We start from the raw sequence: 24,594 nt of genomic DNA, 5'->3' as shown, positions 1-24,594 counted from the left end.
GAAAAATCAATACTTTAGTCTATAAAAAAGGCACAAACCTGCACTTGATGGTATAATTGAATTGCGAATAACAATCACACAGCAAGGAGATTTATGCCATGTCAAGTATACCATATAATGCTGAAAACGGGAATGAGATTTCTAACTCTGTCACAAATTTTATGACCCAATTCCAAATTGGGAAACTTCTTTTCAAATGTAATGCCGGAAAAGCAAAAGGGATTCCGGTAATCGAAGTGTTTCGATACCTGTTCTGTCTCATTTTCTCGGATAGAAGCATGTATATGCAGCGGAAAACAGGCATATTTGATGGTTCATTCTGCAAGAACACCGTTTATCGCTTCCTCAATAATGCGAAGATTAACTGGTTTCGGTTCACAACCCTGCTTTCAAGCCGGATCATTAACGATTTCATGAAGCCGCTTACGGATGAGAGCCGCAAAGATGTCTTCATTATTGATGACAGCCTGTTTGACCGTTCCCGTTCAAATAAAACGGAACTTCTGGCGAAAGTCTTCGACCACTGCTCTATGAAGTACAAGAAAGGTTACCGTATGCTGACACTTGGATGGTCCGATGGCAACTCCTTTGTTCCGATCAACCATCGTCTTCTGTCGGCAGCCGACGATAAAAATCTGCTCTGCAAAGCCGCAAACTTCGATGGACGTTCTCTTGCCGGGAAAAGGCGGAAAGAATCCAGACGAAAGGCAACAGAAGTCTTGATTGACCTGATCAAAGCAGCACAATCATCTGGCGTTTCTGCAAAATATGTGCTGTTCGACAGTTGGTTTTCATCACCGAAGACCATTAGCGCATTAAAGACAGACTGCAAATTAGACACAATCGCAATGGTTAAGAAAAGCAGTAAAATCAAATATGGCTATCAGGATGGCAGATACAACATCAAAGAAATCTATAAACAGTGTAAAAAACGCAGGGGCCGCTCCAAGTACCTGCTTTCTGTTGACGTAACCGTTGGTGATGAGGCAATTCCGGCAAAAATCGTCTGTGTCCGGAACAAAAGCAAGAAAAAAGACTGGCTTGCCATCATCAGCACGGACACAGCTATCTCAGCGGAAGAAATCATCCGTATCTATGGGAAACGCTGGGATATAGAGGTGTTTTTCAAAACCTGCAAATCCTATCTGCATCTGGTAAAGGAGTGCCGGAGCCTGTCCTATGATGCTTTGACTGCTCATGTATCCATTGTCTTTGCACGATATATGATGCTTGCAGTTACACAGCGATGCAATACCGATGACAAAACGATATGTGAACTGTTTTTCCGTCTCATGGATGAACTGGATGACATCACTTTCAATCAATCCATGAGGATTATCATGGACGCACTAATGGATGCCGTTATGGAATATTTCCACATCACAGAACAGCAGCTTGAGGAATTCACTGCCAGCTTTGTTCAGAGACTGCCGAAGTACATGCAAAAAGCATTGGAGTGCAGTTCAGCGGCTGCCTGAGCGCTATTTTGTGAGCTAAAGTATTGATTTTTCAGGGAGCAAATCCCATTTTTAATGTGGGAAGTTTGAGTAATTTGATTATAACACTCATATATATATTTGGCTAGTTATTTAATTTATGATGTACTAGTACATAGTTAGTAAGCGTCAAATAAGATAGTGGATAGAAAAAAGGCCACCAACCCTCTATACTAAAAGGGCAGTGGTCATCGGCACCGTTCCTGTACCATGGAATCCCATGGCAGATAGTCATCCAGATATCCCGGATTCTCTAGAAATCTACTCCCCGGCATGTCTGACACGATATATTTCAGATACTTCATTGGCGCAAGGCCATTTGCTTTGGCAGTCTCTACCAATGTATAGATTCCGGCACTTGCCTCGGCTCCTTTCGGACTGCCTGCAAACAGCCAGTTCTTTCTTCCAATCACAAATGGACGGATACAGTTCTCGGCAAGTGAATTGCTGATCGAACAGTGCCCATCTTCCAGATAATTGAAGAACTCCTGCCGGTGGTTCAATGTGTAATGAAATGCTTTGGAAAGTTTTGATTTTGGCGGTTCTCCAACAGCATTTTTCTCAGCCCATGACCAAAAAGCCTCGAGAAGCGGCTTCTCGCGGATGAGACGTTCTCTTTTCTTTTCCTCATGCGAAATCCCCTCCAGGTCTGCTTCCATCTCAAACAGTTGGTTCAGACGCAGGACTGCTTCTGCCGGCTTCGATGCTTCAGGGGTATGGACATCCTTCGGCAGTGCATCTACAAAGGTGCGGCGCAGATGGGTATAACACAGACATCTTTTTACGCCCGGGATTCCGTTGTATCCGGAGTAGGCATCCGTATGGATGTATCCGTTATAGCCTTTTAGGAATGCCTCCGGATATTTTCCGCCCCGTCCCGGCTGATACTCGAAATAACGGATGGGGGCTTCCGCCTCTTTGATGCCGCAGTAAACCCACATGTAGGAATCCGATGTATTCTTTCTTCCCGCTTCTTTCAGCACCTGTACATGGGTCTCATCGATATGCAGGTATTCCTGTTTCAGCAGTTCCTGCTTCAGGCGGCAGACCACATGGGAAAGCCAGTCCCGGTAGACAGCCAGGAGCCAGTTTGCCATGGTCGCCCTGCAAAGCTTCAGGCCCAGAGCCTCCCATTCTTTTTCCTGGCGGTATAATGGGATGCCTAATTCAAACTTCTGGTGGAGCAGCCATGCCACCGTGGAGGCGGATGCAAGGGAATGCAGGACCGGCGGATATGGGACCGGCGCTTTTTCCATGTATGGCGTTCCCTGTTTCCGGCAGGATCTGCATTCATATGTTTCCCGGTAATGGTCGATGACCTTTAAACTGGCAGGAATAAACTGTACTTCCGTGCGGACGAATTCCTCCCCGACTTTTACCATGGAGCTTCCGCATTTTTCGCAGATTTGTTCGCTTTCATCGATGGTGTGCAGCACCTTGCTGTGAGGAAGGTCTCTGGTCAGTTCTTCGCGCTGACCCACATATTTTCTTTGGCGGAGGTGTTTTTCAACTTCAACCATTTTTGGTTCTGGTGCTTTGGGATCTGCAAAACACTCCGTCTCATTGAAAAGAGACATCTGTCCTTCTATCTCCAGGGCAGATGTCTTCTCAGACTTTGTTCCATACAGTTTGCGGGTCAGAAAATGAACCTGCTCCTTGAGGAGCCGGATCTGCTGTTCCAGTTCTTTGATCTGATTTTGGTATTGCTGTTCTCTGTTTGACAAAATTCTCTGCCCCCTGCGTTTTGGTGGTTTTATTGTACCAAACCGCTAGCGCGGTGGCTAGCCCTAGGTACGTGATTCCACTACTTTTTCAAAATTTTTTCGTTTTCTCAAAATAAAAGTAGCAGTTTTTTGGTTTATGTTGTATTGTTGAGTTACCACACACAACTGCAAACATAACCCCAAAAACTGCTATGTTTATATTATCATGGATTTTCAAACTCAACAACTCTATATTTCATTTTTTTGCCCGCCCGCCACCTCTTTTGTGATTTTTCCTGTTCACTCTATCAAAATCACACCGTGGAGGTTCCATTATGGACAATTATTTAGATTCTTTCAGGGAAATGATCTCCCTTCGCGGCCTTACCGCCCACACACTTAAAAATTACTGCACTTATATCCGTGCCTACCTTGATTATCTCTCCAGCGTACTCCGCAAGCTTCCGGAGGATGTTTCCTGGGATGAACTCCGTGTTTATATCCGCTGGCTAAAGCGTTCCAGAAATCTTTCTGACCGCACGGTCAACTGTGCCATTTCACAGTTGCGTTTTTTTACCCTTTATGTCCTTCATAAGCCATGGGACGATACCCAGCTTCCCATGCGTAAGTTTGATGAATACCTCCCCTTTGACCCTTCCAAAGAGGAAGTTTCCATCCTGATCGACGCCATGCCCGACCTCAAGCAGAAGGCTATGGTCTCCCTCATGTATTCCTCCGGTCTGCGCATCGGCGAAGTCTGCCATTTACGGTATGAGGACATTGAACGCAAAAATATGCGTATCCATATCCGTCACGGAAAGAATCGTTCCGACCGTTATGACATCCTTTCTAAAAGGGCTCTGGATATCCTCACTTCCTACTGGTTTGCCTTTGGCAGGCCAAGAGGCTGGCTTTTCCCAAAGCAGACCTGCCCGGATAAACCCATTGATACATTTTACCTTTCCCGGCATATCCATGCTGTAGAGCGCTCACTCGGCTGGGAAGAACGGATCACCTGCCATTCCCTGCGCCACGCCTTTGGCACCCATCTGTATGAGGACGGTACAGACCTGCTTACCATAAAAGCCCTGCTCGGACATAAATCTTTAAATTCCACTACGATTTATGTCCACCTGGCTTCTAACGGTACACATACTGCCATAAGCCCCTTTGACCGGATGGAAGGTGTTTCCCATGAGTAATTCCCAAATCCAGAGGATCTGGCAGCTCTCTTACCGGGAGTACACTTCTTCCGGGAGTTTCCAGTCTGATGTCCAGCGTAAAGCATCCTATGCTATTTTAAACTGTAAATCCGGCAGACTCGGCGTAAATATTTCACAGTGTCCGGATTGCGGCCATATAGAGGTCCGCAATAATTCCTGCCGGAACAGAAACTGTCCGAGCTGCCAGGCTGTTAATAAGGAAATCTGGGTGGATAAGCGCAGGGCTGAGGTGATCGACGCGCCCTATTTCCATGTGGTGTTTACCACTCCCCACGAATTAAACAGCCTCTTTTATTGCAACCAGCAGCTCCTTTATGGGCTGCTCCACAAATGCTGCGCCGAAACACTCCTGGAACTGTCCGCAGATCAAAAATACCTAGGTGCAGTCCCCGGCATCATCCAGGTACTCCATACCTGGGATCAGGAGATGCTTTACCATGTACATATGCATTGCATTATCTCTGGCGGCGGGCTCACCCAGGACCATAAAATACGGAAAACAAAGAAAAGCTTCTTCCTCCCCGTAAAAGTCCTCAGGAATAAATTCAAGGGAAAATTCCTTGCAGCGCTTGATGCCCTTTATCAAAGCGCCAGCCTGGAGTTTTCCGCTTCCTGCGAAGAACTGCGCAGTTCCTATGAATGGGCCACATTCCGCAATTCCCTTTACGAAAAGGACTGGTGCCCATACATTAAGGAAACCTTTAACAGATTTGGCAATGCCCTGGAATATCTTGGACGATATACCCATAAGATTGCCATTTCAAACAGCCGTATCCTGGATGTGGATGAACAGGAAACCACTTTTTCTGCCAGAGGAAAAAGGCCCGGCAATCCGCGTAGGACTATCACCCTGGAAAACACGGAATTCATCCGGCGTTACCTGATGCATGTGCTCCCTCCCGGTTTTCAGAAGATCCGCTATTACGGCTTTTTAAATAACCGGTATAAAAGCAAGAACCTGAAACGGATCTTCAAAATCCAGGGAGGACAGCGGTTTAAAGAAAGGTATGCCGGACTATCTATAGGAGAGCTGCTGGCTGTGGTCTGGAAGATTGATATACGCATTTGTCCGGAATGCGGGCGCCACAGGATGCAACAGGCCGGAAGGACATATGGTTCATCCTGATACAAACTTTTTCTTACTGAATAAATTTTTTAAAAGCCTCCGCAAGAAGGCTTGCGAAGCATGCCTTTTTACCGGATATATTTGTAAATCTACACAAAAAACAGATGCTTATGCCAGGAAGTACCTGCAAAATCTGTGCAGTTTCACTAACTGTGAAAAATACTTCCTCCATACACATATTGGCTAAAGGTCCGCAGTCTGGTACAATCGGAAAGAATCACATTCAGGGCAGTTTTATCTTTTGTATAAAGCTGCTCTTTTCGTCTGCCCTGAATCTGATACTTTCCTAAAGAATTATACCACGAAAACGCAGGATTTCACAGTGTTTATACGGAATTTCAGAGATTCTCCGAAGCCGCACGGAAATTCCTGAAAGGGCAGTCAGCAGACGGGAAACTCCCCTCCATGAAGCTATTGAAAGCAGAAAAGGAAAAGCTGCTCCAACAGAAAAAAGAGGCACAGAAAGCCTACCATTACTACCGGGATTACCAAAAAGAGTTGAATACCGTCTGCTCCAATGTCGATAAGATTTTAGGGCAGCCAAACACCCGACAGCCGGAAAAACAGAAAAGCGCCGACATTTCTTAACCATTCTGAACAGAAAAACAGCCGCAGGATTACATAGAATTTTGCGGCTGTCTTTTTCCCAACGAAACGAATATGATTAAAAAATATCTTCATTCACTTTAGGGATGATTCCGTCAAGGCTTTCACTTTTTTCCCTCATTATACGAAGCATTTCATCCAATTTTTTATCCACATATTTCCGCATTTCCTCCCGTGCCGCTTCTGTCGGCTCAAAAGAAAAATAGAGCGGCTTTTCCCATCCCTCCCGGAACGGGTAGGGGAAAACATATAATTTCTTCACTTCCGGCATATCTGTAAGCAACTGGAAAATCTCATAGGGCAGGATTTCCCCACATATCAGGACAGAGCCTGTATCTGCATAATAAATCTGTCCCTGATACGCCGGCATACCCAAGGATGAAAGCTGCTTCAATGCATTCATCCGTATCGGTTCTATCTGGGTATGCCGTCCCACACGCCATCTTGTCTGCGGTGCAAGCTCCCTGTAAATCCGTCTGGCTTCTTCGTTGTCGTCCCGCAAACTAAAGTTCAAATCTCCCGCACAAAAACGTCAAATTAAAATCTCAAGTCCCAAATAACGTCTATAAGAATGTGCTGTAGGAAGCAGCACGTTTTCCTCTTGACCATTCCATGCTGTTCCGATATAGTTTTTATGGAACGAAAAAAAGAGAAAGAACAGCACCCCTACAGTTCGTTCTTTCTCTCATACACCAGTGTGCCTGCCATATACGGGATCATGTCCCACTCTTGTGACTCCGGCACTACCGACATATACTATGATAAGAGAAAACTCCCTGTTTTGCAAGCTGATTCGTATAAAAACTTCATCTAAAGTCCTGTTTGATTCTTTCATGGAGGGATTCTGCCCTGAGCTGCAGACCTGTCCCTGTTGTGGGGCTAAGGGAAGCTGCCGGATCCATGCCTACTATGGCCGTTCTCTGGTGGACTTCGTGGGTGGCACCCCTGTCCGCCACAGCCTCTGCATTCTGCGCCTTATCTGTACCTGCGGCCATACCCATGCCATCCTTCCGGACTTCATCATCCCCTACTCCGGCTATGGCCTGTTCTTTCTCCTGCGTGTCCTGGCGGAGTATTTCCTGCACCTGTCTACCGTGGAGAGACTCTGCGAGCGCTTCTCCATCTCTCTTTCCCAGCTGCGCCGATGGCTGGATCTTTTCCGTGTGCAGAAGGTGGAATGGCTGGGCATCCTCTCTTCCGTGGAGATATCCGCCCTTTCTTTCCTGAAGGCTCTGTCCATCCAACCCGCCTATTCTGATTTTGCTTCCGCCTTTGTCCGCCGCTTTGCGAAATCCTTCCTCCAGTCCCATAGGAATCCGGCGCCTTACTGCCAGCAGGTATTCGGCCCGTGAAATGCTTTCCCTCAACCACACGCCATAGGTATGGCTTCCTTTCCCCACCTCCCTCATAATGGTGCAAAACAACCTAAGGAGGATATTTTTATGGACAACAATCAAAAGAACCTTTCGGATGCAGCCGCCATGGCACAGTTCCGGCTCGCGCTCATTGCACCGGTCATCCATGACCTTTACCCAGATGCGTCCAGGAACGCCTACTACCAGCGTATCACCGAGAACCCTCTCACCCTGCCGGATGGTTCTGTGTTCCGCTATAGCCCCAAAACCATCAGCAAGTGGGTATCCCTTTACCAGAACGGCGGCATCGACGCACTTATGCCCCGGGAGCGCTCCGATAAGGGTGCCACCCGGGTGCTGCCAGATACCGCCATCGAAGAAATCTGCCGGCTCAAGGCGGCTTTCCCAAGACTGAATTCCACCCAGATCCACAAACATCTTGTGGAAGAAGCCTTCATCCCTGCTTCCGTCAGCGTCTGCGCAGTCCAGCGTTTTGTGAAGAAGCATGACCTGAAATCGGCATCCAACCCAAACCTGAGGGACAGGAAGGCCTTCGAGGAAGATGCCTTTGGGAAAATGTGGCAGGCGGATACCTGTTACCTTCCTTATATCACGGAAAACGGCCAGCGCAGGAGGGTCTACTGCATCCTGGTCATTGATGACCATTCCCGTTTCCTGGTGGGCGGCGGACTCTTCTATAATGATACGGCCTACAACTTCCAGAAGGTGCTCAAGGATGCCGTGGCCGCTCACGGGATCCCGTCTAAGCTCTATGTCGACAACGGTTGCAGCTACGTGGGTGCGCAGCTCTCCCTGATCTGCGGTTCCATCGGCACCGTCCTTTTACATACAAAAGTACGGGACGGTGCCTCCAAAGCCAAGATAGAACGCCAGTTCAGGACACTCAAGGAAACCTGGCTCTATACCCTGGATATGGATTCCATCACCTCCCTGGCGCAGTTCAACGGGCTCCTTAAGGATTACATGCGCTCCTACAACACTTCCGTCCATTCCGGCATCGGCACTACACCCCTTGCGCGCTACCAGCAGACCCGTTCTTCCATCCGCAGGCCTAAGTCCAGGGAATGGCTGGAGGAATGCTTCCTGAACCGTATTACAAGGAAGGTGAACAAGGATTCTACCGTCTCCATCGACAGGGTGGCCTACGACGTCCCCATGCAGTTCATCTCATCAAAAGTGGAGATCCGGTTCCTTCCGGATGACATGTCCTCCGCCTTCATCCTTTACGAAGGGGAGCATTACCCCATCCGGCCTACGGATAAGAACGAAAACTGCAGGACCAAGCGCAATAACGCACCAGGCATTGACTACTCAAAGTTAGGGGGTGGCTGTTGATGTTCCGTTCTTACTATGGATTATCTTTCAATCCTTTTGATAAACAAATGGCCCGGGAGAAAGACCGTTTCCTTTCTAAGGACATTTCTGAGATGCTCTCCCGGCTGGACTACTTAAAAGATACCAGGGGCATCGGCCTGTTCACGGCACGCCCCGGCATGGGCAAGTCCTTCGCCCTGCGCTGTTTTGCAAAAGGACTCAACCCCAACCTCTACCACATGGAGTACATCTGCCTCTCCACCGTAAGCGTCATGGAGTTCTACCGCCAGCTCTGCTCCGTCCTGGGGGTGGAGCCAAGGGGCGGTAAGCCCGGGATGTTCCGCGCCATACAGGAGCAGATCCTCTACCTTTACAAGGATAAGAAGCAGCCCCTCCTCCTGGCCGTTGATGAGGCCCAGTACCTATCCACAGGCATCCTGGAGGACATCAAAATGCTCATGAACTACGGCTATGACTCCCTGAACTGCTTCACGCTCATCCTGTGCGGGGAACCCCATCTTAACAATACCCTGCGCAAGCCCGTTCATGAAGCCCTGCGGCAGAGGATCACTGTGCACTACAACTTCTCCGGTCTCTCTGATTCGGAGGTGGCGCAGTACGTGCTCCATAAGATCACCTGTGCGGGAGGCTCTTCCTCCATCATAGAGCAGGCCGCCCTTTCCGCGGTCCACAGCCACTCCCAGGGAAGTCCCAGGCTGGTGGACAACCTCATGACTAACGCTCTCACCCTTGGCGCACAGATGGAGAAGAAGATGATCGACACAGAAGTGATACTAGCCTCCGTCAGCAGCCAGAATCTTGGGTAGGGAGGTGCTGCTTATGGAATATAACTGTATCCTCAGGGATGGTCCCCGCAGGGAAATCTGGACAGGAAAGATCCTCTTATTACGGTGGCGGCCTGGGTGGTATGAAGCAGAGATCAATGGGCGGGGGACTTACTTCCACATCCTGGCCGGGCAGCATAAATATGGGAATTACCTTTGTATCCCGAACCATGATGTAGGATGTGAACTGTCTGATTTTTCTGATATTTTTTGGAATGAGGGGCGGCTCAGCAGTCTGATGCGGAAGGTAGATGCAGTTACGGTTGCCTCTGGCTTGGCTTATCTCCCGACTCTGGCTGACAAACAATGAACCACCTATATGCATCTTGTGGCCGTGGATCTTACGACAGGATCTATGGCCTTTTGCGTTTCAAAGGAAAAATCAATACCGGCAGTGTGCAACATTTTCGACAGCATTATGCATTTGCAGAAGGCACTGCGCAGTCTACGGGAGAAAAGTTGGAAAAATAATTTGCTGTTTGCGTCTCCCTCAATTCGCCGCCCAACACTTCGTCCTCTCGGATATTATCATCATAGTCATACCTGTAATTTTCTACCTGCATCTGTCTGTATGCGATCAGGCTTGTAAAAAGTGCAAGGGAATCCAGGTCAACATATACTGATTGATGTCCCCTGCCCTGATAAGAGCATAGAATATCCTCTAAAGCATCCATGATTTTCTTCATGGTTTCATATTTTTTGTCCGGTTCTTTTCCCATCTTTCCTCCCCATTTTATGCCCCACTTCTGCTGTCAGAAATATTTACCGGCATATCTTGTGTTTCGTCTGGTATTTCAGCCTGGTTTGCAGCTGCCGCTTTCCCCATTTTTTCTTTCTTCAACTGCTCTGTCCGCCCTAAATCCACATAGTGTGTCGCATATGCTTTTTCAATCTCCGGATTTCCGCTTTTGCTGAACCGCAGGGGGATTACCGGCTTATGGCCATGCCTTTTCTTCACGCCCCACCGCTTATAATAGCAGAAAGATGGTTTCAAACTCGATTTCTTTGCATAGGAGCGAATCTGTTTCATAATAAAGGAGAGCTTCTTTAAATTACACGTACACACCGCTTCCAGATACCGTACTTTCCCGAATCTCCAGTCCTCATACTTCTGCTTAGGCAGGACACCTATATCAACCAGCACATCAGCAGGGGCGGCATATCCTCTTTGCTGGCACTGGTGATAGACAGCAGAATATACTTTTCCTATCAGTTCTGATTCTTTCACTTTATCCTCCACGTGAATAACCCCGGCTGTATTCATTTGCAGCCGGGGATTCCAATATTCTTTCTTGTGTGTCTGTTTGTCACCAGGTATTATATCGTTTGAAACAGCTCTTTTTCAATTTCCTGAATATCCTCTGCTGAAAGCTCTGAAAAATATTCAGTAATTTCGTCTACCGTTATTTTCCTATCCCTTAACATCTTTTCTGCAGCTTTCCGTGCAGTCTCTTTTGAAGCGGCTTTCTTTTCGCTTGCTATATGGGTACGCATGATCTTCTCTTCATCAAACAAAGCCATCATAATAGATATAACCTCCTTTTCCCTGCCTGCCAGAAATTCCCGAAGCACATCCCTGTCCTTACAGATACGGATGGTTTCCGTGACAGCCTCCTGGCTCCTTCCATACTGTTTCACCTGTTCATTATATACTTTTGTAAACGCAACATACTGGCTGATAATGTCATTCCCTTTATCGCCGTAAAGCACTTTCACCTTTACTTCAATGGCACATTCTTTCCCGCCGAAAAATTCTTTGGAAAGTGAGATTGTTTCCGGTCTGCCGGCACGCTCTCCGGTAAAAATCATGTATAATTCTGGTTCTGGAACATGAACCTTCTTGCTCCCATATAAATCTGCATCCTGTTCCTCAAAATAGTCATGGTAAATCTGCACTAAATACATCAGCACACGTATAATAATATTCATCGTCCATGAAGACTGATGCTCGACCAGAAACATGACTTTATCCCCAACCCTGAAAGCCAGATCGTTATAAATTCCATTCGTGAGGACGTTCCTTATGGTAATATCCATAAGCGCATCTTCCGTCGTCTCCATATCCTCCGGATGGAGCGCACGGTATAACTGTATCAGATATTTCTTATCCTGAAAGAGCGTTGAAAAAACACTGTCTTTCGCCGTATATTTTGCAAACGCATCCTTTTTCTCCGCTGTTTTCTCTTTTGGTTCTTCCTGTAATATTTCACCCTGCATCATATCACCTCGGTTCCAGATTTTGCCAATCAGTCCGGCAAATCGGCTATGCCCTGCCTTATGGTTTTATTATACAGAGAAACTCCCGATTGTTCAAGACATAAAAAGGGAGAAGCATCCGGCAGCATTCGCCAGACACTTCTCCCTTTCTTACTTCCGTCTGCGCTCCCTATCCTCTGCCATTGCCATCTGCTGTGCAGGTTTTCCACTCCGCTTTGCAATCTCTGCCTGTTTGCGGCGCAGCTTTGCCAGGACTGATACCCTGCCATTTTTCCCTTTTGGGGACATATTATTCCGCCTGCCGTCAATCATGTTGTAATTCTGTTCTTCATCTATCTCGGAACTGCGGAGATACTCCCCATTCTCCATATATTTCTGCCAGTTTTCAAGAGGCGGCTTATCCATAGCATTGCCGGATTGCGTCTGGATATTCCCATCGGGTATTTCCTGTTTTTGCAGCTCTGCGGTAAGCTGCGGCAGATTGAGGTAATCCTTAATCTGCTGTAAGGCCGTCTGGTCAAAACCCTGATATGTATGGTCTACAATTATCTTCCCTTCTTCATCCAACACAACCCATGCCACTTCTTTTCCATAGGTTTCATGCTCCATCAGGAAGAACTGCCTGCCTTCTATCATAATGCTGTCAAAGGCAAGCCATTTCCCCTCCTTCCCCTTGATGTGGAAATCTGTTGTATCAAGAGACACAAGTGTGCCGGACGAACTTATCCGGATAAACCCGGCTATGACAGTAACCCCCTCTTTTTCAACATAGTAAGAAGTCACAACACCGTCCTTATTCAAAACAAGCACATCGCTGACGCTGATCGAATGCCCGTGGAATGTCCTTGGCAGCTTCTCATTGAAACGCTTGCGGATCTGTCCTGGCTCGTCCTCCGGCTGCATCCGTGCCAGATACACTTGCTCATAATCCATATACTGTATCTGGATTCCCTTCTCCTGCAACGCACGGTGATTATTCTAATGCTTGGGAGCCACCAATTTAAAGCTTGAGAGCCACCCAAAATCCGTCCTGATTTTAATGCTTGGGGGCCATCTATAAGATACAAGATATAGTTGTACTGAAAATATCATGGATTGTCCAGAGTAATTTTGGAATGTTCCTGAATAAAATTAAGAAATAACAAAGCAGACCTTTGGCCAGCTATGCTGATACGAAATTCCTCGAAATCTTATTTTTCCAGCATATTCTCTTTTTGAACGAAAGAAGACAGAACCTTTGATGACCGGCTCTTCCCTCTCTTTGTCTGCTAATCGAAATCACCGAGACAATCTTTTGCATAAAACTTGAACAAAGCTTAAAATAACAGCTTCAAATTAATGGCAAATAAATTTCACCTCATTTTTTCTTTCTTACTTCATTAAAAATCTGAAGCTCGGAAAGTGCCTCCATGATGGCAAGTTCTGATATCCCTTCAACAGTGGTTCCTGTTCCAGGATTAAATAATTCTTGCTGTGCATCAGCTCTGAAATCATAAGATTTTAGTTCGGCTGTATACCATGCCAGGATTTCATCCCTTAAATTGTCTGCCAGATCAAGCAATACTCGTAGATTTCGTATTTTTTGTCGAATATCATTAGGAATGGTCGGTTCGTCTAACTTTATTTTCATTAAAAACCTCCTGATAAAAGGAATAAATGTTGTGGCATCTAAAGAGTCATCAGTGTTTCCTGCTAACGGTTGATTTATCGTCTGCCACATACAAAAATAAATCTGCGTTTTTATGAGTTTAAGGACTCCATAAGTTTTCTGGCTTTTTGAGAATCGTACAGCTTTCTGAGGTTATTTTCGGTAGTCGGTATGGAATAAGAGTTATGTATGATCCGGTCCATAATAGAATCGGCCTGGGTTCCGCCGCCTAACCGTTCATGCCAGTCACAGACCTCGTATTGCCCGACAAAGATCGTCGGATTATTTCCACAACGCTGTTCTACCAACTCATATATGAATTTTGACTCTTTCTCATTGCTCTTATAGTTCAGCCATTCATCTATGATCAGCACTTTATAGTTTCCCAGTTTCTTCCGGTATCGTACCTGCTCTCTGAGGTTATCTTTGTGGGCCTGAAAATGTCCCAGCATATCCGGCATTCTGATATAACACGTCCGGAGAGTCTGTTTACATGCTTCTACACCCAGGACACATGTAAGATAGGTTTTCCCGGCACCCGTCGGGCCTGTAATGATCAGGTTTGTTGCAGCACCTACGAATCCCATGGTTGCAAGATTTGCGATTTTCTCCCTACTGATCTCTCGTGCATCACAGTCTAAAGTTTCAAGGCTTGCATTGGGATACTTTAAATCTGCATTCTTTGTCAGCCTGGTGATCAGTCTGTTCTGCCGTTCTGTTATTAGAGCTGAGAGCAGATGCTAAAGTCTCTCATTGTAAGTCAGGTCAACAAAAGATACTTCTTTTTCCTGAGCCTCGATCACAGCCACTAAATCACTGAGTTCTAATACTGATAATTGTTTCTTGATCTCTGTATTCATAAATTTTTACCATCCTCTCTATAATAATCCGCACCTCTTACGATTCCCTGCTTATGATCTTTTACGTTCTTTTTTGTAAGATCATTTTTTCTGTTTTTTGCAGCTCTTTTCACATAAGGCATAAGCGTGTTGTAAGTAATCAGATGAAAGTCCTTAAGTGCAAGGCTGCAAGCTGTTTCAAGGATATCTTTACCATATACACCAGCGATATCCAATACGGTTCTTGCATCTACAAGAGCCTGTTCTTTTACTTTTGCATTGTCATACAACCTGCCTATCACGGTTCTTGTACTGTTGCCAATAGCTTCTGCTTTATTCAGCGTTGATTCCATTGTATCCGGAGTGTATATTGGATATGGAAGATGGGACATCTCTGTTCTTTTCGCATTCCGAATGCCTGTGGGAATACGTTTATGCTCAGCTACTAATTGATGTGAGGCGTAGATACAAACAAGAGAACTGTTATACTGCACATCAACGTATTTATTTATGTAACTGCTTGGAACAGAGTATTGTCCCTTGTGAAACCATCTATGGGAATTCGGGCCTACTTTGTGATTATATGACCACTCACAGATCTCAAAGGGAAGCATTGGCAGGGTTCTGAGATATGGTTTTTCCTCCAGCTCATAAATTGTTTTTCTACTGCCGTTTCTCTTTTGGAAGGGTTTGTCATTTAGCCTGTCAAGCACTTTTCTGATTGCCGAATTAAGCCCTTCTATAGAATGAAAAGTTTCATTTCTGAGCATGCCGATGATCTTTCTTGCAATTTTTCCCACCGCGCCTTCGACACTTGCTTTCTGTTTGGGTTTCTTTACCTGTGCCGGCATAATTGCAACCTGGTAGTGTTCTGCAAAAGATAAATAGGAATCATTCAGCACGACCTCTCCATGTTTCGGGTGTTTGATCACGCCTGTTTTTAGGTTGTCACAGACAATCCTTACAGGTGTCCCGCCAAAGAATTCCAGCATGTGGACATTGCACGACAGCCAGTCTGATTGGTTCATAGAAGCGGCAGCCTCTACATAGGTATACTGGCTGTACGGAAAAGCCGCAACAAACAGATATGCCGTTTGCTGTTCCTGTTTGTCAGGATCCATGTAGCTCATCGTAGGACCTGACCAGTCAACCTCCAGAGTTACTCCCGGTTTGTGTTCGATATGACTGGTACAATTTTTATCAGCTATAAAGCGTTTATAGCCATTTGCGAATGTAGCAGAACAGCAATGGGAAATCCCTTGTGCATTACCCTTTTCACAGTATTCCTCCCATAGCAGCATTTCTGTAACCCCGACCTTTTTCAATTCACTGTGGACATACGAATAGTCCACTGGAGCAAATCTGTTTCTTGGCCTGAAGGTATGGGGATAAAAAAGGTGATAGATCTCGTCATCGTTCATCAGACATATTTCATCCCAGTCTTTGTCACATTTGTCATAAGATTCTTTCACAAATGCAACAGAATTACGAGAGACCTTCAAAGTTTTAGAGATCTCTCTGGCACTTAGATCCTTGTGAAGAAGTTCAAGGATCTGTCTTACTTTTGTTTTCTTAAACATAGAAAACCTCCTTTAAAATGTATTTGAAAAGTACGGGTACTTTTCATAAACACATCTTAAAAGAGGGATCTTATCTTAAGCAATATATTTGGATGACCACAATATATAGTGGTGGCTCCCAAGCTTTAAAATACACTGGATCCAGATGGCTCTCAAGCTTTAAATAGATGGCTCCCAAGCATTAGAATAATCAATATATTCCGCTTCGGGGACCGGAAGGTCCAACATATCCGCTGTCTGGATGTCGGCGCTCTCTTTAAATAATGCGATCAGCTCCGGGAGGTTAAAAAACCGGGCAAACCTCGTCTTTGCCCGGTATCCGCTGCCTTCAGGACTTAACTCACTACCCCCAGTATTATAGATACATAAATGGATTTTTAATTGATTTCCCCAACAAACTTGTAGAAAATCCTGATATTCTGGACTTTCTCCCCGTTGATGGTCTGAGGTTCTGATACCTCAATCTTTTCGATCAGGCGATTGACGATCTCTGTAGTCAGCTCCTTAATCTCGGCACACTCCGCCATTTCATCGGCAAGGCGTTCCGCTTTGCCTGTGCTGTCCTCCAGATTTTCAGCCATCGCTTTTAACTTTTCGATTTGCTCTGTATAGTCTTTCTTTTCCTGCTCAAAGTGGGCAGACAGCAGCCGGAATTGCTGCTCTGAAATCATCTGCTTTGACCAGTCCCCATACAGCTTAATGAATTGTTTATCAGATTCTTTTAACTTTTTCTCTAAGACAGCTACTTTCTTGTCGATATCCGCCCTGCTGTTTGCCGATGACATATCCATCTGCCCAAGCACTTTCCGCATGAAATTCTCCCTGTTCTTTATGACCTTCCCCGCATGGAACTGGATATCAGAAAGCACCAGTTCTTCCAATGCCCCTGCATCAATCCGATGCTGTCTGCAGAACCTTACGCCTCTTGTACGATAAATGCGGCATTGATAAAACGTCTTTTCAAGAAGCGGCCTATCCGGGTTCCTCCCGTCTGTGTGTATCATAAGGTTGCTGCCACAATCGGCGCATTTTAAAATCCCCCGAAACTTATTGTCATAACCGGAAGTGCATGGCTTCACTTTCGTATGCCTGTCAAGGATTTCCTGTACAGTATTCCACGTATGTTCATCTACGATCGCTTCATGGTCGCTGGGAATAATGACACGCTCTTTAATTGGAATATAACCCCTTGTCTGCTGTTTAAAATGCTTCTTATCCTGTTTCTGCACCCAAAAGTAGCCTTTATATAGCGGATTGCGCAGAATACGGAGAACCGTTTCCTGTTTCCAGTCATAAGCGTCATCTTCCTTAATCAGAAATTTTCCAAAATACTCCTGCTTATAATAAGCTGGTTTCGGAATCTTCTCTTGGTAAAGGACTTTCCCAATTTTATTATTCCCATAGCCTTTCAGGGCAAGCTGGAAAATATAGCGGACAGTCGGCGCTGTTTCTTCATCCGCAATCAGATGGTTCTTGTCTGCTGGATCTTTTTTGTAGCCGAACGGCGCATGAACTCCCATAAATTTCCCCTGGCAAGCTCGGATATACTTACCGGATTTTACCTTTTTGGAAATATCACGTGAATAAAATTCATTCAGGATGTTCTTGAACGGGGTAATGTCCATCCCGCCACTGTTCGCTGAATCCACGCCGTCATTCACAGCGATATAGCGGACATGATGGTTCGGAAAAAACACTTCAATGTATGCCCCGCTCTCCAGATAATTCCTCCCAAGCCTTGATAAATCCTTAGTTATGACACAATCCACATGCCCCGATTCGATATCCGCAATCATTTGCTGGAAAGATGGACGGTTGAAATTCGTACCAGAGAATCCGTCGTCCACATAGAATTTATAACTGTGGATTCCCATTTCTTCCGCTTTCCGTTTGAGGATCGCTTTCTGGCTCCCGATGCTCATGCTCTCCCCAACGTTCCCGTCATCCATTGACAATCTCGCATAAAGCGCTGTCCATATTTCTTTATTTTCTGTATTCTGCATATTGGCCTCCTATATTTACTCAATATCCAGAGACAGAAATACGCTGACTTCATTATAGCCTCTTCTGTCTCTGGTATCAACCGTCAATTCATCTTTTCAGACAGCTTTCTTCTCTGTTCCCATATTGCCGTTCCTTAATCTTTCCTCCACGTTCCTGCGGGCGGCTTCTTCGCTCACAACCGTCAATAATCCCTCCATGCTTTCCGTACCGGAATATACATGCTCTACCACATAGCGGATTGACGTATCTTTTCTCCCTTTTTTCTTTTTCTGCATTCATTCCCTCCTTTATTTCAACATTTCTTTCAGATATTCCATGTTCTTTTGTGCCTGCTCCTTACGGAAATTTATCCCGGAACAGCAGACTGGCGTACACATGGCAAGCACTCTGTCATAAATTCTCTGATGCGCCCTGTCTGCCGGATTCTGCAATTCCGATAACGTCAGGTTCGTAGTGACAATCAATGGCCTGCAGCTCCTGTAACGGCTGTCTATCACGTTGTAGACCTGTTCTAAGCCGTATTCCGTTCCCCTCTCCATCCCAAAATCATCCAGTATCAGGAGGGGGAAGCTGCATAAACGCTCTATATAAGCATTCCTCCCATTTAATGTGCCTGTCAGGTCGTTTAGAATAGCAGCGAAGTTCGTCATCCGTACCGGGATTTCCCGCTCCATCAGCGCATTTGCGATACATCCGGCAAGGTAGGTCTTTCCTGTACCCACATTCCCCCAAAGGAGATACCCCCGGCTCTCTTCCCGCATTTCCTCCCAATGCTCCACATAGATGTGTGCAAATCTCATCTGTGGATTTCTCCCGTTGTCATTGTCAAATGTCCATCTCTTCATGCTGCCGTCTGTGAATCCGCTGTCCTTCAGCCGTTCCACCGTAGCTTCATGCTCCCTCTGCCGTTCTTCCGATTCCCGCTTTTCCCGTTCCTTTCTCCGGCATTCACATTCGGATGGGTGGCGGTCACGCCCGAAAAGCGTCTTTCCTTCCGGGAAATAGGCTTCTTTCGGCGTATGGCAGGCTCCACAGTATAAAAGCCCGTCCTCCCCTGTGTAATCGCCGTTTTCCGGCTCTGCATCCATCGGAACCATCGTTCCCCTGGTATCGTCTAAAATCATAGGCTCTCGCCCTCCTTATATTCGTAATCGGGGATGCCCTGTGCGGCGTTTCCCTTCCTGTCATTGTCCGCCCATATCCGTATGGCGGCGGCATAGTTGTGGTAACTCTTCCCGGTTGCGGCAAGGTAACGGCTCATTTCCTCTATAAATCTTTGCAGCCTGCCGGGGTATTCACTCTCCAGTTCCGATAATTCTTCTTCGGAGAGGAAAATATTATTGTATCTGCCGCAGACAGTGCGTCCCCCATTCACTCCCTTTGTTTGGTTCTCTATTGTTTTGTTTATATTATAGTTGTTAGAGGCCAGTTTTCCGGCCGTCATAAGTCCGGTTTTCTGGCTGTCAGTAGTCTGATTTTCCGGACTTATGAGGTACGGATTTTCGGCCTCCATAAGTCCGGAAATCTGGACTACTGGTGGCAGCTTCACATACAGGCGGTTTGCTGTGGAGAATCCCTGCCGCCTCCGTTCCAGAAGACCTGCCCGGTCTAATTCGTTCAACGCTTCTTTTATGGTTGACGGGCTTTTATCCAATGCATCCGCTATCGCCGTTACCGGGAATATAATATATGTCCTTCCAGATTCATCCTGCCATCCGTTCTTCTGCGATAGAGTAGTGCGGTCTAAGAGCAGTGCATATAAAAGCTTTGCTGTCTGTGTGATATCCATTTTCAGCAGGAACCGGGGGTAGGGGAGATAAGGCGGTAAATGTGTATCTGCCCAGACATATCCGGTTTCCTGCCCCTCTGTTTCCACTCTATTTTTATTTTCCTGTGGTTCTCCCTGCTTTCTGAACTTCCTCCCGGAACAATTATCTGTCATGTTCAGCCTTTTTATCGGGATACAGCTTTCCGGCGGCTACTGCGGCATGGTTCCTGATTTTCATCTCCCCTCGCTTTTCACTGGCTCTTGCAATGTTATATCCTGCGTCAGAGAGGAAGAGACGGTATCTCTCCCCTTTAAACCCGACAGGGCTGTCATTGTTCAGCACATCAAAGACGATCATGTGCCGGGTATCTTTCTGGAAGCGTTCGATCCCCGACAAGTCATGCCCCTGCAGGACGGGCTGTTTTACCCGCTCCTTGGCTTCGGCAAGCCGCCGCAGGACGGAACGTTCACTCTTTTCTATGTGATGCGCTTTATTGTCTGCTATAAAACGGCTGCATTCCGGCTCCGGCAGCTTCCCCAGCTTTTCTGCGGCGTTCCTTATGATTATGTAGGTCAGTTCATCCCCGATAGCGGATAATGCTTCTTTCATAGCCTTAACCGTATCTTCTTTTGTCGTGCATGCATACTTGTAAATCATCTCAAGTTCACTCTTGGTAAATTGCATAGTTCCTCCTTTTTTCATTCTCTATCGTTCTTGTTCCTGCCGTCTCTGCGGCTTATATTCCTGTCTCAGCATTGCGTCCAGGTTGGTTTTCACCCGGCGAAGTTCCGCTGTTTTTGTTTTCTGCTCCAGGTATTCGCTATAAATGGCATTTTTCCGGGAAACCAGGGATTGGTTCTCTGCCTTGATTTTTGCCAGGTCAGGGAACTTCGTCATTCCCCGCTCCTGAAAATACCGTCCTGCCGCCGCAAATAAAGCAAGGTCTGCCCGGTTCTCTTCCTCGTAGCGTTCCCGCTTTCTCGCCTTTTTCAGCCCGTCATATGACGGCTTGGTCTTGCGGTAGACGGATGCCTGACGTATCAGCTCTTTATTGTCGGCAATCTTCTTTTCCATAGATTTTATTTCCTTTGAAAGCGCCCTCTGCCTGTCAGACGATTCCTGTATGGCATGGTCTACATCTTCCGGGCAGGAGAAGCCGCATTCTTCAAGATAAATCATCGTCTGCGACATCTGCTGGAGATTGAAGCCTTTCGCCCACCATTCATATCCTTTGCCCTTGTCTTCGCCCATTTTTGCCGGGATATCAACCATGCGCTGTATACTGTCCTGATTCGGTGCGGTTCCAGACGTTTTCCGGCGTTTTAAGCGTTCTATTACGCTCTCCCTGTGGTTTTGTCCGGCCTGCTCCTTTTTGGCGGCTCTGGAAGCATTTTCGGCAAGGACAGAAAGTACCGCTGCCTTATCGTAATCCGTTCCCAGCTTCCGGGCAGTGACCGGCTTAGTCCTGTCCGGGGTAAGGTAGCTTAATCTCCCCCGGCTTTCCCTGACTTCAATCCCGTAATCCTGCATGAGCCTTGCGGAAAAATCCTCAAAGGATGCTGCCGCCGAAAGCGCTGAACGTATTGACTGACGCAGCAATTCTTTCTCCGTCTCGAACTTAGGCTGTCTTGGCGTAACCCCGTCTGCAATCATTTTTTTATTCAGGATGTCTTTCTCTGCCTGTCCACGTTTCTTTGCCCAATACTCACGCTCGGTAACCTTCTCCCTGCCGCCGTTCAGCAGGTCAATCTGATGTAATCCCTCACGCTGGCACATCTCCATGACTTCACTCCGGAAATACCGCATAGCAGAAGCGGTACAGCGATGCTTTGCGCCTTCCTGTGTGTCGCATGGTCTGTCCATGTAGGCTTTCCGCTCCACTGCATGGATGCGCAGGGAATTGATGACGATGTGTACATGGATGTTGCCGGAATGGTTATGTCCGTCCGGGTGGGTGCAGACAAGGGCCTGATGTCCGGGGAAATGTTTCTTGCAATACTCCATCCCCAATTTCTGTGCTTTCTCTACGGTCAGACCGTTGTCGTCGGCATCCCTGGGATCAAAACTGATAATGTAGTGGTGGCTCTTTATGTCCTGCCGCTGGCTGTTCTTTTTATACTGCATATTCGCCTGCAGGCAGGAGATTGCAAAATCTTCCTCCCCGCAATTCACAGTCTCAATCTTGTAACCTTTACGGGGAACCATCCGTCCGGCTTCATCCTTTACTGGCTTCATGTTAAATTCGTCATGCTCAAAGGTCAGGTATTGTTCGGCTGCTCCGTAATCGGCATTCTTAGAGCTGATATGTTTTATTGTTGCCATAGGCTTCCCCGATGACTTTCAGCACTTCAAATTTCAAGGCGGCAAGGTCAGCGGCGCATCCTTCCAGTTCTGCGGCAAGTTCCCGGTAAGGGAAGCCGTATTCATTTAGATGTCTGGCAATCTGGTTTAAGTTGCTGCCAATCTTCCCGTACTGCGCCACCAGATTTGAAACTGCGGTCAGCATTTCCTCATTGTTTGCCGTTACCCTGATGGTCGTGGATACCTTGCCGGAAAAGATTGCCTGCCTAAGATACTCGGACTGGCTTATGGAAAGCGTCCTGCATTTTTCCTCAAAGTCCTGCCGTTCTTCTTTGGTCAGCCTTGTCTTGACAATGCATCCCCGGTGGGGTGTGTTGTACATTTTTTTCATAGCTATCGTTGTCACTCCTTTCCAAAATTTTCTTTCCTAAAATTTCTCCTTTCACTAATAGCAGACTGGCGGGGCCAAAATGTAAGTAGTCAGAGAAAATTTTTTTATTTTTTCAAAAACCTCCTTTCACTAATAGCAGGCTGGCGGTACCAAAATACAAACAGTTTATAAAAAATTTATAATTACTTTTTATTTTGCTCTCGTAACCGGATGGGGATTTTATGCAGTGAAGGATTCAAAAATCTGTAGATTTTTTCATAAGCAGGGTTTGGGGAAGGCACTCCCCAACAAGTAGCTGTCCGGAGTGGAGGATGGCGCGGAAGCGGAATCTGGAACCTTGGACGATACTTGCTCTTACAAGTACCACATTGCAGTTACTCATAATTCTGCGAAAACTGAAAAACGGCGAATCCTTTCTGTATCAAGGATTCGCCGCTTTCATGTGGCAAAGATGACATTATTTCTTTTTTCTTTCGTAGTATTGTGCCATGAGTTCTATCGTGTTCTCAGGCACATGGAATATTTCCGATATTTCTTTTATGGATTTTTCATCAATGCAGTAATATTGGAGAACAAGCGCCGCCATTTCACATGCCTGTGCCACCAACGTTCCGACTAACTCCCGCATAAGGGAATGAAACTCTTCGACATAAGGGCTTGCTTCCCCGCCGGATCGCTCTATCATTCTTAGCAGTTTTTCTTTTTCACTTTTATCTTTACCAGCCTTCATTTCTTCCTGCATAAAAGCTAAAAACTTTTTCCGTTCCGGCTCTTCCATCCGGGCAAATCCCCAGACAACCTCTATGAGCTCCGGCGGCATATCGGACGGCATTGGCGGTAATTGTATATAATTCGGCTCCATATTGCTTTGTTCTCCTTCCTGTTATCAATTCCTGGATCACTCGGTTTCATTGACTGACTTAACTGCTATCTCGTAATCTCCGTCTTTATATTCTGTTTCTAATGCATAATCTCCAATCCGCGCCTTGCTTTCATCTTCCAGAGGATAAAATGTATTCTTCTTTGTATCGCATATGACAAGTTCTCCGATAAGCTGATGCTCAACCGTATCCAACATAGCTCTGATACAGTCATCACAAAACAATTTTTTCATCCTGTGGATGCTGACAATCCCGTTTCCTCGTTCTATTTCTGCCAGACCTTTGTTTTCTCCCGGACTTTTGGAAATGTGGATGCTTGTCTGGCTTATTTCATCATAGCCATATGTCAACAGCGTGTTCCCCTGATATTCCTCTGGCTCTATTCCCTGTTCAAATAAGTCCAGTGAATAGGATTCTCCGGTATTTAAGCTGACAAGAACCGCTTGCGCCGGATAAATTCCCCTGCAGGCACGACATTGCTCAGATGTGTTCGGAATATATCGGATGTATTTCTCTATATCCTTTTCATATTTGTGAAATACTAAATCGTGCCTTATGGTCTGGGCAATCTCATCATATTCATCTTCTGTGGCAGATTCCACGTAAGATATAACCATGTTTAGAAGTTCTTCCATGGCAGCGTCATTCCGGCGGTTTATCCGAAGGTCATTCATTTTGATAAGAAATACTACAAATACTACCGTAAGTGTACCTATCACAAAATAACCATATAAGAGGGAACGCTTATCTGACTGGCTTAAATGCTTCTTAGAATCGTCGTTTTCGTCCCCTATCCAAAAAGTATCCCATTTTATCCTTATTTTTTTCCACAATCCTCTTATCTCTAACACCTCCACTTTTCACTTAATGACCTATTATCTTTCTTAAATTTATACCTCCGTTTTTCAATATCCGAATATTGCTTATATCTATAAGCAATTATAACTTTTTATATTGGTAAAATCAAGATATAGCTTACAGATATAAGCAAAACAAAGGGGGCATAGTCTTGAAATTATTATGCAATGAAACATTTGGACGTAATCTGCAACAGATTCGTCTTTCATGCAATTTCTCACAAGAACAGACTGTTGCTAAACTGCAACTACTTGGCTCGCCTCTTAGTCGTAGTACATACTCTTTAATTGAGTTAGGACGTGGAAATATTTATGTTAGTGACTTAGTGGGTCTAAAACAAATTTTCAAAACGGATTATTCTGATTTTTTTAAAGATATTTCTGTATCAAGATAGCAAGGCAAGTTTTTAATTCAATC

Annotated in this window: 27 protein-coding genes; 9 read left to right on the top strand and 18 right to left on the bottom strand. The window is 45.9% G+C overall.

Features of this window, described 5'->3' with window-relative positions; translation table 11 throughout:
* Positions 1-98: 98 nt before the first annotated feature.
* Complete coding sequence (locus AC6I3O_RS02065; RefSeq protein WP_135977058.1) at positions 99-1,478, top strand: IS4 family transposase; 1,380 nt, start codon at positions 99-101, stop codon at positions 1,476-1,478.
* A gap of 206 nt (positions 1,479-1,684) precedes the next feature.
* On the opposite strand, the gene tnpC is transcribed toward AC6I3O_RS02065, so the two are convergent.
* Positions 1,685-3,220, bottom strand: coding sequence for an IS66 family transposase (gene tnpC, locus AC6I3O_RS02060; RefSeq protein ID WP_497849494.1), 1,536 nt, complete (start codon positions 3,218-3,220; stop codon positions 1,685-1,687).
* A gap of 314 nt (positions 3,221-3,534) precedes the next feature.
* On the opposite strand from tnpC, the gene AC6I3O_RS02055 reads away from it, so the two are divergent.
* The 3 genes from AC6I3O_RS02055 (at position 3,535) to AC6I3O_RS02045 (ending at position 6,136) form a co-directional block, all read left to right on the top strand.
* Positions 3,535-4,401, top strand: coding sequence for a tyrosine-type recombinase/integrase (locus AC6I3O_RS02055; protein WP_497849493.1), 867 nt, complete (start codon positions 3,535-3,537; stop codon positions 4,399-4,401).
* The gene (locus AC6I3O_RS02050) at positions 4,394-5,548 is read left to right on the top strand and encodes an IS91 family transposase (protein WP_497849492.1); all 1,155 of its coding nucleotides are present in this window, start codon (positions 4,394-4,396) and stop codon (positions 5,546-5,548) included. The genes AC6I3O_RS02055 and AC6I3O_RS02050 overlap by 8 nt, the downstream gene beginning before the upstream one ends.
* Before the next feature lie 405 nt (positions 5,549-5,953).
* A complete protein-coding gene (locus AC6I3O_RS02045) occupies positions 5,954-6,136 on the top strand; it encodes a hypothetical protein (RefSeq protein ID WP_497849491.1) in 183 nt (60 codons plus the stop codon).
* A 76-nt stretch (positions 6,137-6,212) separates the two neighbouring features.
* Here AC6I3O_RS02045 and AC6I3O_RS02040 read toward each other — a convergent pair whose 3' ends face one another.
* The gene (locus tag AC6I3O_RS02040; RefSeq protein ID WP_497849490.1) at positions 6,213-6,668 is read right to left on the bottom strand and encodes a hypothetical protein; all 456 of its coding nucleotides are present in this window, start codon (positions 6,666-6,668) and stop codon (positions 6,213-6,215) included.
* Between the two features lie 244 nt (positions 6,669-6,912).
* Between AC6I3O_RS02040 and AC6I3O_RS02035 the strand changes: the two genes are divergently transcribed.
* From AC6I3O_RS02035 to AC6I3O_RS02020, 4 genes are all read left to right on the top strand, one after another.
* Positions 6,913-7,506 carry a DUF6431 domain-containing protein gene (locus AC6I3O_RS02035; RefSeq protein ID WP_368444840.1) on the top strand — a complete coding sequence of 198 codons (594 nt, stop codon included), beginning with the start codon at positions 6,913-6,915 and terminating at the stop codon, positions 7,504-7,506.
* Between the two features lie 90 nt (positions 7,507-7,596).
* Positions 7,597-8,865 carry a DDE-type integrase/transposase/recombinase gene (locus AC6I3O_RS02030; RefSeq protein ID WP_039909679.1) on the top strand — a complete coding sequence of 423 codons (1,269 nt, stop codon included), beginning with the start codon at positions 7,597-7,599 and terminating at the stop codon, positions 8,863-8,865.
* Positions 8,865-9,671 (top strand): ExeA family protein, encoded by an 807-nt coding sequence (locus tag AC6I3O_RS02025; RefSeq protein WP_004604850.1) that lies wholly within the window; start codon positions 8,865-8,867, stop codon positions 9,669-9,671. Before AC6I3O_RS02030 ends, AC6I3O_RS02025 begins: the two co-directional genes overlap by 1 nt.
* A gap of 13 nt (positions 9,672-9,684) precedes the next feature.
* On the top strand, positions 9,685-9,999 hold the full coding sequence (locus AC6I3O_RS02020) for a DUF6618 family protein (protein ID WP_004604849.1): 315 nt from the start codon (positions 9,685-9,687) through the stop codon (positions 9,997-9,999).
* Between the two features lie 106 nt (positions 10,000-10,105).
* Here the strand turns inward: AC6I3O_RS02020 and AC6I3O_RS02015 are convergent, their stop codons facing one another.
* From AC6I3O_RS02015 to AC6I3O_RS01940, 16 genes are all read right to left on the bottom strand, one after another.
* Positions 10,106-10,408, bottom strand: a complete 303-nt coding sequence (locus AC6I3O_RS02015) for a hypothetical protein (RefSeq protein ID WP_497849489.1) — start codon at positions 10,406-10,408, stop codon at positions 10,106-10,108.
* Between the two features lie 14 nt (positions 10,409-10,422).
* The gene (locus AC6I3O_RS02010) at positions 10,423-10,917 is read right to left on the bottom strand and encodes a hypothetical protein (protein ID WP_497849488.1); all 495 of its coding nucleotides are present in this window, start codon (positions 10,915-10,917) and stop codon (positions 10,423-10,425) included.
* An 89-nt stretch (positions 10,918-11,006) separates the two neighbouring features.
* On the bottom strand, positions 11,007-11,906 hold the full coding sequence (locus AC6I3O_RS02005; protein WP_120410075.1) for a hypothetical protein: 900 nt from the start codon (positions 11,904-11,906) through the stop codon (positions 11,007-11,009).
* A gap of 150 nt (positions 11,907-12,056) precedes the next feature.
* Positions 12,057-12,869, bottom strand: a complete 813-nt coding sequence (locus tag AC6I3O_RS02000; RefSeq protein WP_497849487.1) for a YodL domain-containing protein — start codon at positions 12,867-12,869, stop codon at positions 12,057-12,059.
* A 394-nt stretch (positions 12,870-13,263) separates the two neighbouring features.
* Positions 13,264-13,536, bottom strand: coding sequence for a hypothetical protein (locus tag AC6I3O_RS01995; RefSeq protein WP_125128212.1), 273 nt, complete (start codon positions 13,534-13,536; stop codon positions 13,264-13,266).
* Between the two features lie 110 nt (positions 13,537-13,646).
* Complete coding sequence (locus tag AC6I3O_RS01990; RefSeq protein ID WP_497853402.1) at positions 13,647-14,291, bottom strand: ATP-binding protein; 645 nt, start codon at positions 14,289-14,291, stop codon at positions 13,647-13,649.
* Between the two features lie 119 nt (positions 14,292-14,410).
* Positions 14,411-15,973: an IS21 family transposase gene (gene istA, locus AC6I3O_RS01985; protein WP_497849486.1), complete on the bottom strand. Its 1,563-nt coding sequence runs from the start codon at positions 15,971-15,973 to the stop codon at positions 14,411-14,413.
* A 377-nt stretch (positions 15,974-16,350) separates the two neighbouring features.
* Positions 16,351-17,976, bottom strand: a complete 1,626-nt coding sequence (locus AC6I3O_RS01980) for a recombinase family protein (RefSeq protein WP_497849485.1) — start codon at positions 17,974-17,976, stop codon at positions 16,351-16,353.
* Between the two features lie 96 nt (positions 17,977-18,072).
* Entirely contained in the window at positions 18,073-18,252 is a 180-nt protein-coding gene (locus tag AC6I3O_RS01975) for a hypothetical protein (protein WP_497849484.1), read from the bottom strand.
* A gap of 12 nt (positions 18,253-18,264) precedes the next feature.
* Complete coding sequence (locus tag AC6I3O_RS01970) at positions 18,265-19,101, bottom strand: ATP-binding protein (protein WP_162211717.1); 837 nt, start codon at positions 19,099-19,101, stop codon at positions 18,265-18,267.
* On the bottom strand, positions 19,098-19,766 hold the full coding sequence (locus tag AC6I3O_RS01965) for a helix-turn-helix domain-containing protein (protein WP_497853401.1): 669 nt from the start codon (positions 19,764-19,766) through the stop codon (positions 19,098-19,100). The genes AC6I3O_RS01970 and AC6I3O_RS01965 overlap by 4 nt, the downstream gene beginning before the upstream one ends.
* A 142-nt stretch (positions 19,767-19,908) precedes the next feature.
* Positions 19,909-20,430, bottom strand: a complete 522-nt coding sequence (locus AC6I3O_RS01960; RefSeq protein WP_162211719.1) for a DUF5720 family protein — start codon at positions 20,428-20,430, stop codon at positions 19,909-19,911.
* Positions 20,431-20,451: 21 nt separating this feature from the next.
* Positions 20,452-22,068, bottom strand: coding sequence for a relaxase/mobilization nuclease domain-containing protein (locus AC6I3O_RS01955; protein ID WP_497849483.1), 1,617 nt, complete (start codon positions 22,066-22,068; stop codon positions 20,452-20,454).
* On the bottom strand, positions 22,040-22,438 hold the full coding sequence (locus AC6I3O_RS01950; protein WP_497849482.1) for a plasmid mobilization protein: 399 nt from the start codon (positions 22,436-22,438) through the stop codon (positions 22,040-22,042). Before AC6I3O_RS01950 ends, AC6I3O_RS01955 begins: the two co-directional genes overlap by 29 nt.
* A gap of 457 nt (positions 22,439-22,895) precedes the next feature.
* Positions 22,896-23,300 (bottom strand): hypothetical protein, encoded by a 405-nt coding sequence (locus AC6I3O_RS01945; RefSeq protein ID WP_497849481.1) that lies wholly within the window; start codon positions 23,298-23,300, stop codon positions 22,896-22,898.
* A 36-nt stretch (positions 23,301-23,336) separates the two neighbouring features.
* Entirely contained in the window at positions 23,337-24,152 is an 816-nt protein-coding gene (locus AC6I3O_RS01940; protein ID WP_497849480.1) for a hypothetical protein, read from the bottom strand.
* 176 nt (positions 24,153-24,328) lie between these two features.
* Between AC6I3O_RS01940 and AC6I3O_RS01935 the strand changes: the two genes are divergently transcribed.
* The gene (locus AC6I3O_RS01935) at positions 24,329-24,571 is read left to right on the top strand and encodes a helix-turn-helix domain-containing protein (protein WP_497849479.1); all 243 of its coding nucleotides are present in this window, start codon (positions 24,329-24,331) and stop codon (positions 24,569-24,571) included.
* Positions 24,572-24,594 lie beyond the last annotated feature (23 nt).

The sequence above is a fragment of the Sporofaciens sp. St.21A7 genome (genome assembly GCF_059728535.1).
This window is presented reverse-complemented; position numbering and strand designations above follow the sequence as displayed.